At 58.7% G+C, this 6,994-nt stretch carries 6 protein-coding genes; 5 read left to right on the forward strand and 1 reads right to left on the reverse strand.

Annotated features, from left to right (window positions below; translation table 11 throughout):
* Positions 1-21 precede the first annotated feature (21 nt).
* From IGW03_RS11960 to IGW03_RS11970, 3 genes are all read left to right on the forward strand, one after another.
* The gene (locus IGW03_RS11960; protein WP_194722777.1) at positions 22-633 is read left to right on the forward strand and encodes a TetR/AcrR family transcriptional regulator; all 612 of its coding nucleotides are present in this window, start codon (positions 22-24) and stop codon (positions 631-633) included.
* On the forward strand, positions 614-1,240 hold the full coding sequence (locus IGW03_RS11965) for a surface-adhesin E family protein (protein ID WP_194722778.1): 627 nt from the start codon (positions 614-616) through the stop codon (positions 1,238-1,240). The genes IGW03_RS11960 and IGW03_RS11965 overlap by 20 nt, the downstream gene beginning before the upstream one ends.
* Positions 1,241-1,692: 452 nt before the next feature.
* Positions 1,693-3,987, forward strand: a complete 2,295-nt coding sequence (locus IGW03_RS11970) for a glycoside hydrolase family 3 protein (protein WP_194722779.1) — start codon at positions 1,693-1,695, stop codon at positions 3,985-3,987.
* A gap of 240 nt (positions 3,988-4,227) precedes the next feature.
* On the opposite strand, the gene IGW03_RS11975 is transcribed toward IGW03_RS11970, so the two are convergent.
* Positions 4,228-5,229 (reverse strand): LacI family DNA-binding transcriptional regulator, encoded by a 1,002-nt coding sequence (locus IGW03_RS11975; protein WP_194722780.1) that lies wholly within the window; start codon positions 5,227-5,229, stop codon positions 4,228-4,230.
* A gap of 374 nt (positions 5,230-5,603) precedes the next feature.
* Between IGW03_RS11975 and IGW03_RS11980 the strand changes: the two genes are divergently transcribed.
* On the forward strand, positions 5,604-6,590 hold the full coding sequence (locus tag IGW03_RS11980) for a TRAP transporter substrate-binding protein (protein WP_194722781.1): 987 nt from the start codon (positions 5,604-5,606) through the stop codon (positions 6,588-6,590).
* Positions 6,591-6,777: 187 nt separating this feature from the next.
* Positions 6,778-6,994, forward strand: a 217-nt coding sequence (locus tag IGW03_RS11985; protein WP_228535412.1) for a TRAP transporter small permease, incomplete at its 3' end; no start/stop codon positions are given.

Consider the following 6,994-nt stretch of genomic DNA (forward strand, 5'->3'; position numbering starts at 1 on the left):
TGGTACAAAAAAGAGGATATTGTGAGAGTCAAAACTGAAGCCAAGCGGCAGGCGATCCTGGATATCGCTTCGGAAGTCTTCCGCGAACTCGGCTTCGAAGCCGCTTCCATGTCCGAAATTGCAGCCCGGCTGGGCGGCTCCAAGACGACCCTGTATTCCTATTTCAAGTCCAAGGAGGAAATCTTCCTGGAAGTGCTGCTCGCGTCAGGCGAACGGCACGGCAAGGCCGCTTTCCTCGAGCTGGAAGAATCCGGCGACATCCGGCTGGGCCTGCTCGAATTCGGCGTACGGCATCTCGAATTCATTACCAGGCCGGAGCCGTTGGCCATGTTGAGACTGGCAATCGCAGAGGGCAACCGCTCGGATCTCGGCAGGCAGTTCTATGAACGCGGGCCCGCAGTCATGCTGGCCGAACTGAGCACTTATCTGCAGACGCTGATTGAGAGGAAGCTGCTTCGCGACAGAACCGATGCAAAGACGATGGCGCTGCAGCTGAAAGCCCTGTACGAAGCCGAGGTGGTGGAGCGCCAGCTGTTCGGCGACGCCGGCAAGCCTCTTGTGCTGGACCTGCGATCGATTTCTGAACGCGCGGTTGATGTTTTTCTTGCCGCTTATGCAGCAGCAGAACATTGAGTCCGGTCCGGGGAGGCCTGCTGCAAATCCGGCGTGCAAGGTTCTGAATTTCTTGATCTGGCAACGCATTTTGCCTGCGCATATGCGCTATGCTGCCGGCTGCGGATTTCAGGACGAGAACCCCGTCATGAATCCTGCGAATTATGCTTTCACTCCGTGCGGCGGCTCAATGAAGGTGCAAGTGCAGCCGTCAGCGGAATCATCTCGGAATGGTATGTTCAAGAATAAGATCGCAGCGGGCATGATGCTGCTTGCTGCATGCGGCCTCGCCAGCGCGAAATGGATCAAGGTCGCCGAAACAGAAGGCGATACCTTCTATTACGAATCCAGCATGGTTCGCAAGGCGGGAAAGTATATGCGCCTCTGGCACCTGATCGATCATTCCGAAGTGAAGCTGGCAGCCAGAGGACCTTACAAATCAAGCAAGGTGCAGATCGAGCTGGAATGCAGGGAAAACAGGTGGCGCGTGACCTATCTCACCTATCATTCCGAACGCATGGGAGCGGGCAGCCTGCTTGACTCGTTTTTCGATCCCAATGCCGTATGGGAGCCGATGGTTCCCAATTCTCCGATCGAGAAGATTTCCGAAGGTATCTGCAAGGGCTGATGAAATCGGGCGCAATGCCTGTTGCCTTTGTTATAACGCAGGGGCTGTGTCGCTCACTGCCCAAGTTGATCAAGCCGATACGTCGCGGTCGCTCAAGGCATGCATGAATAAAACACGGCTGTTCGCGGCCGGCCACTTTCATTAAGCTTCGGGCGAATAGGAAAGCGCTTTACTAAATATCGTAAATGATGCGCTACGAAGTGTGAGCGCGATCCGATGCCTTGCATCTACTGAGCAAGCCTCACGCCAGAAAGTAGGACGTGTCTCTGCTTTCATCGCTTGACGTGACAGGTATTATCGCGTTTGTTGATGTTTTGAACCGCAATGGCAGCAATAGCAAATTCCCCTTGCTAAGCCAATTTATTTGCTGGCATACTTAGTTAAGCGCTTAACTATATAGCCGCTTAGCCCTGCGCGTCTGCAGGCAAACCACGAAATTCATGGAGACGAGGATGACAAGAAAACAAGTTGCCGGTTCGGCAAGGACATATCGTGCGCAATCGGATAAACCCGCCATCGCGAAAACGCTGAATGATGTCCGAAGCGAAAAACCGGGTGTCGCACTGACCGCCTTGCTCGGCACCGCCTTGCTATCGCTGACCGCATGCGGCGGCGGTTCGAGCGGCAGCCAGAGCGCCGGCCAGTCGGTCGTGCAGCCAAAGCTTGAAGTGCGGACGAAAGCACTCCTCACGGTCGACAACCTGCAGTTCAAGGACTTGAACGGCAATCAGAAACTGGACCCCTACGAAGACTGGCGCCTGCCGGTCGATGCCCGCGTCGACAACCTGGTAAGCCAGATGACCCTGGAAGAGAAGGCCGGTCTGATGCTGATCGATACCCTGAACGCGGATTGCAAGGGCGCGGTTCCGCAGGCAGGCGTCGATTTTGTGAACACCCAGAAAATGGCCCGCTTCATTTTCCGCAGCGTGGTGACCGGAGCGCCGGCCTGCACCGCGACAGGTGGGCGCAGCGGCCAGCCGGTGACGCCGGAAGAGGCTGCCAGGTTCATGAATTCCGTCCAGGCGCTGCGCGAAGCGACCCGCCTTGGAATTCCTGCGCTGTTCAAATCCAACGCACGCAATCACTACGAGAAGGATGCACGCGTCGGCATCAACGAAGCCGCGGGCGCATTCACGGAGTTTCCGAAAGAGGGCGGCCTGGCCGCTGCTGCGCTCGGCACCGGTGACATGTCGGTCATCAAGGACTTCTCGCAAGTCATGGCCGAGGAGTGGAAGTCCATCGGACTTCGCGGCATGTACGGCTACATGGCCGACCTGGCCACCGAGCCGCGCTGGTACCGCGTGCACGAGACGTTCACCGAGGACGCGGATCTCAACGCCAACATCATGAAGACGCTCGTCGAAAATCTTCAGGGCGGCCCGCTCAACAAGGACTCGGCGGTTGCCCTGACGATGAAGCATTTCCCCGGCGGCGGCCCGCAGGAGCAGGGCCTGGACCCGCACTATGCATTCGGAAAGAATCAGGTCTACCCGGGCAACAACTTCGGCTATCACCTGAAGCCGTTCATGGCTGCCATCAATGCCGGCGTGGCTTCCATCATGCCTTACTACGGCGTTCCGATCTCGGTCACCTATGACGGTGTCAGGTATGACCAGACCGGCATGGCATTCTCCAAGCAGATCGTGACCGATCTGCTGCGCGGCAAGCTCGGTTTCAAGGGCTATGTCAATTCGGACACCGGCATCATCAACGACCGCGCATGGGGCCTGGAAAACAAGACCGTGCCGGAGCGCGTCGCTGCCGCCATCAATGGCGGAACCGATACCTTGTCCGGGTTCAACGTCAACAAGACCATCACGGATCTGGTGCAGGCCAGGCTCGTGACCGAAGAGCGGGTGAACGAAGCTGCGAAACGGCTGCTCAAGGCGCAGTTCCAGCTCGGGCTGTTTGAAAATCCCTATGTCGATCCGGCGCAGGCCAACGGCATCATCGGCAAACCGGCGAACCGGGAGAAGGGACTCGAGATCCAGCGCAAGTCGATCGTTCTGCTGCAGAACCAGGACCAGGCCGGCGGCGCGAAGACACTCCCCTTGAAAGCGGGCGCGAAGGTGTACACGATGGGCATTGCGAAGTCCGACGTCGAGAAGTACGGCTACACCGTCACCGACGGCGAGGCGCTGGCCAACGGCGTCCGTCCGAGCGCGGCCGGACATGACTATGCCGTGATCCGTGTCGAGGTCTCGAATCCAGCGGCCGTTACCGGCACTTACGTCAGCAACGGGGCAACCACCGGCGCCAATCCGGCGTTCCTGAATCCGCTGACCGGCAAGCCCTACGGCGCGGATGACCGCTGCAGCGTGGATGCGACGCAGACATGTACGGACAACGGATTGATGTTCGGCGGATCTTTCCCTTGGGAGGCCAACAACCTGTCGTTCACCAAGATGGCCGAATCGCAGTCCTGGAAGATCTCTCCATCACTGGACCAGATCAAGGCCGTGATGAACGAGGTCGGCGCCGGCAAGACCGTGCTGAGCATTTACTTCCGCCAGCCTTACGTTCTCGACGACGCCAGCGGTCTGAAAAACGCAGGCGCCATCGTGGCGGGCTTTGGCGTCAGCAATGGAGCCCTGCTTGACGTGCTGAGCGGTAAATTCAAGCCGCAAGGCAAGCTGCCTTTCGCGCTCGCCAACAATCTTCAGGCCGTTATCGACAACCAGCCGGATGTTCCGGGTTATCCGGCAAAGGATACGCTCTATCCTTACGGCTTCGGACTAGGTTATTAAGGTTTGACTTCCGGCTTCGTCAGCCGGAAGAAGGCCGGATTATCATGATTCCGGCCATGGCTTTTTCGGGGCCGGCTCGGCTGAATCTCTGCTGCGCGAGACCCTGCATGGAATGTCTGTGCAGGGTCTTTCCGTTTGCATTCACGTCGCGCAGCGAGGGAGCTGCCTGATATTGCGGTCGATGTGGTGAAGCAGAGACGACGTCCTGCATGCGCCGATGTTCCGCAATGGTGAACGCGGTCAATCCCTGCGCGATCTTCCGCCGGTGGATCCGCGCAATACCAGCTGGGGATCGAGCACCGTATGCTCTTCGGTGGTTCTGCCGGCCAGCAGGTCGAGCATCTTCCTCATCGCCAGTTCGCCCATGCCCTCGCTCTGCAGATTGACCGAAGTGAGGGAAGGGGACACGTACTCGGCGTAGGGAACGTTGTCGAACCCGCCGACCGCGATGTCCTGCGGAATCCGGAAGCCGAGTGACTGCGCTTCCTTCATGAATCCGATGGCCAGCAAGTCGTTGTAGCAGATCAATGCGTCGGGATGGTCCTTGTCCAGCATGATCAGGGAGCAGAGACGTTCGCCTTCGGATGCGAAGGGCGCTTGCGCCTCGTAGCGCCGCAGCGGCAATCCATGCCGCTCCAAGCATTCGTTAATACCGGCAACACGGTCGCTGTCCCAGCGCGATTTGGAAAAGCCGAGATAGGCGATGTTCTTGAAGCCCTGCGTAACGAGATGCTGGGCCAGCATGTATCCGCCGCGCTGCCCGCCGCTGGCTACGCTGGTGACCTTGGTCGAGTCGAGTTTGCCGAAGAGGACAACTGGCTTGCCGTAGTTGATCACCGTCTTGATATCAGACTCCGGCATGCGGGAGCTGATGATCAGGCCGTCCACGCGCCGGCTCAGGGTATCCAGCAATTGCAGTTCGCGCGCCTGGTTTTCCTCGGTATCGACGAAGAGCAGGGTATAGCCGGCCTCGATGGCGATCCGGTTTGCGCCCTTGACCACGGCGGTGAAGTGCGGATTGTTGATGTCCAGGATGGCAACGCCGATCGTTTTGGTTTCGCCGGTGACCATCGAGCGGGCCAGTTCATTCGAGCGATAACCGAGTTCGGCGACGACCGAATTGATGTTCGCTTCGACGTTCGGCGAAAAACGCTGCGCTCCATTCAGGAATTTGGAGACCGTTGCGATCGAGACTCCGGCTGCCTTGGCGACATCATGGAGAGTTGGAGCATTTTTTTTCATCGGTGGCATAAGGCAGGCGGGTGGAAATCCAGGCAAGAGACAGATATGCAATTCTAAATCATTGGCCTGCTAACCATGCCTTCATGAAAGACGGGATTTCTGCTCATGAACATGGTGTTTTCGGTAATTTAGGGAAAACGTTGCACAAATTATAGCCTGTACTTGCACCGATTTTACCCATTACTGAAGGGCATGGTCGGCGGCACTGCGAAAAATGCTTGCGCATCTCCCAATAAAGCGGTTTAATCCAGTTAAACGTTTTCCGGAATTTCGCAGAGCGCTTCCGGAACGTGCGGGAACAGCGTCCGTCATCGCAAACGGTTGAACCAGGCAGCCTGAAAAAAGGGCGCTTTTTAATAAACAGGAGATAGGCTATGCAATTCAAACTCAGATCCCTTCTTTCGCATGCAGTGGCAGCAGCGCTGGCCAGCGCCGCAGTGATGGCCCACGCCAAGGACTTCCGGTCCGCCGACGTCCATCCCAACGACTATCCCACCGTGGTCGCCGTCGGCCAGATGAGCAAGTCGCTGGCCGAACAGACCAAGGGCCGCCTCGGCGTCAAGGTCTTCGCCAACAGCTCCATGGGCTCGGAAAAGGACACCGTCGAGCAGGTCAAGATCGGCGCCCTCGACATGGTGCGCATCAACAGCGCCGCCCTGCACGCCATCTCCCCGGCCATGATGATCCCCTCGCTGCCCTTCCTGTTCCGCTCCACCGCCCACATGCGCGAAACCCTCGACGGCCCCATCGGCGACCAGCTGCTGGCTTCGCTGGAAAAGGAAGGCTTCGTCGGCCTGGCGTTCTATGACAGCGGCTCGCGCTCGTTCTACACCACCAAGAAGCCGATCAAAACTGTTGCCGACATGAAGGGCCAGAAGATCCGGGTGCAGCAGTCGGAGATGTGGGTGGCCATCATGCAGGCCGTGGGTGCGAACGCGACGCCGATGCCGTATGCCGAGGTGTACACCGGTCTGAAGACCGGCCTGATCGACGGCGCCGAGAACAACTGGCCGTCGTACGAATCGTCGCGTCACTATGAGGCGGCGAAGTACTACAGCCTGTCGGAACACTCGATGGCGCCGGAAGTGCTGTTGTTCTCGAAGAAGGTGTGGGATGGCCTGAGCAAGGAAGACCAGGCGCTGATCCGCAAGGCGGCCAAGGATTCGGTGCCGGCGATGCGCAAGCTGTGGGATGAGCGCGAAGCCAAGGCAAGGCAGGTGGTGCAGGCTGGCGGTGCGCAGATCATCACGGATGTGGACAAGGCGGGCTTTACGGCGGCGATGAAGCCGGTGTACGAGCGCTTCGTCACCGATCCGGCGCTCAAGGACGTCGTCGCCAAGATTCAAAAGACTGCGCACTGATCGCATCCGGTGCCATGAACGGGGAGCCATGGCTTGCATGGGTTCCATGGCTCCCTGAGCGAATTCATTTTCAGATTCTGGAATCAGCATGTTGGACACGGCAATCAAGCCAGGCTTCGTCACGCCTGCCGAAAGGGAAAAGACGATGTTTCTTACCAAGATGAATGCGGCCCTGTGCCGCGCGGCGATGATCGGGGCGGTGCTCGGCCTGTTCGGCATCGTCTTCGTCGTCGTGTGGCAGGTCTTCGGCCGCTACGTCCTCAACGACACCCCCACCTGGGCCGAGGGCGCCGCACTGGTGCTCGTCATCTACGTCACCATGCTCGGCGCCGCCGCCGGCGTGCGCGACGCCGGCCACATCGGCATGGAATCCATCCTGGTGCTGCTGCCCGAAACACTGCGCC

Origin of the sequence: Noviherbaspirillum malthae, assembly GCF_015352985.1 — a bacterium.
Classification (GTDB): Bacteria; Pseudomonadota; Gammaproteobacteria; order Burkholderiales; family Burkholderiaceae_D; genus Noviherbaspirillum; species Noviherbaspirillum malthae.

What these genes read in the sequence shown, in the direction of transcription:
- IGW03_RS11980 (WP_194722781.1), top strand. Translation starts at nt 5,604, where the DNA reads ATGCAATTCAAACTCAGATCCCTTCTTTCGCATGCAGTGGCAGCAGCG.
- IGW03_RS11970 (WP_194722779.1), top strand. Translation starts at nt 1,693, where the DNA reads ATGACAAGAAAACAAGTTGCCGGTTCGGCAAGGACATATCGTGCGCAA.
- IGW03_RS11975 (WP_194722780.1), bottom strand. Translation starts at nt 5,229, where the DNA reads ATGAAAAAAAATGCTCCAACTCTCCATGATGTCGCCAAGGCAGCCGGA.
- IGW03_RS11965 (WP_194722778.1), top strand. Translation starts at nt 614, where the DNA reads ATGCAGCAGCAGAACATTGAGTCCGGTCCGGGGAGGCCTGCTGCAAAT.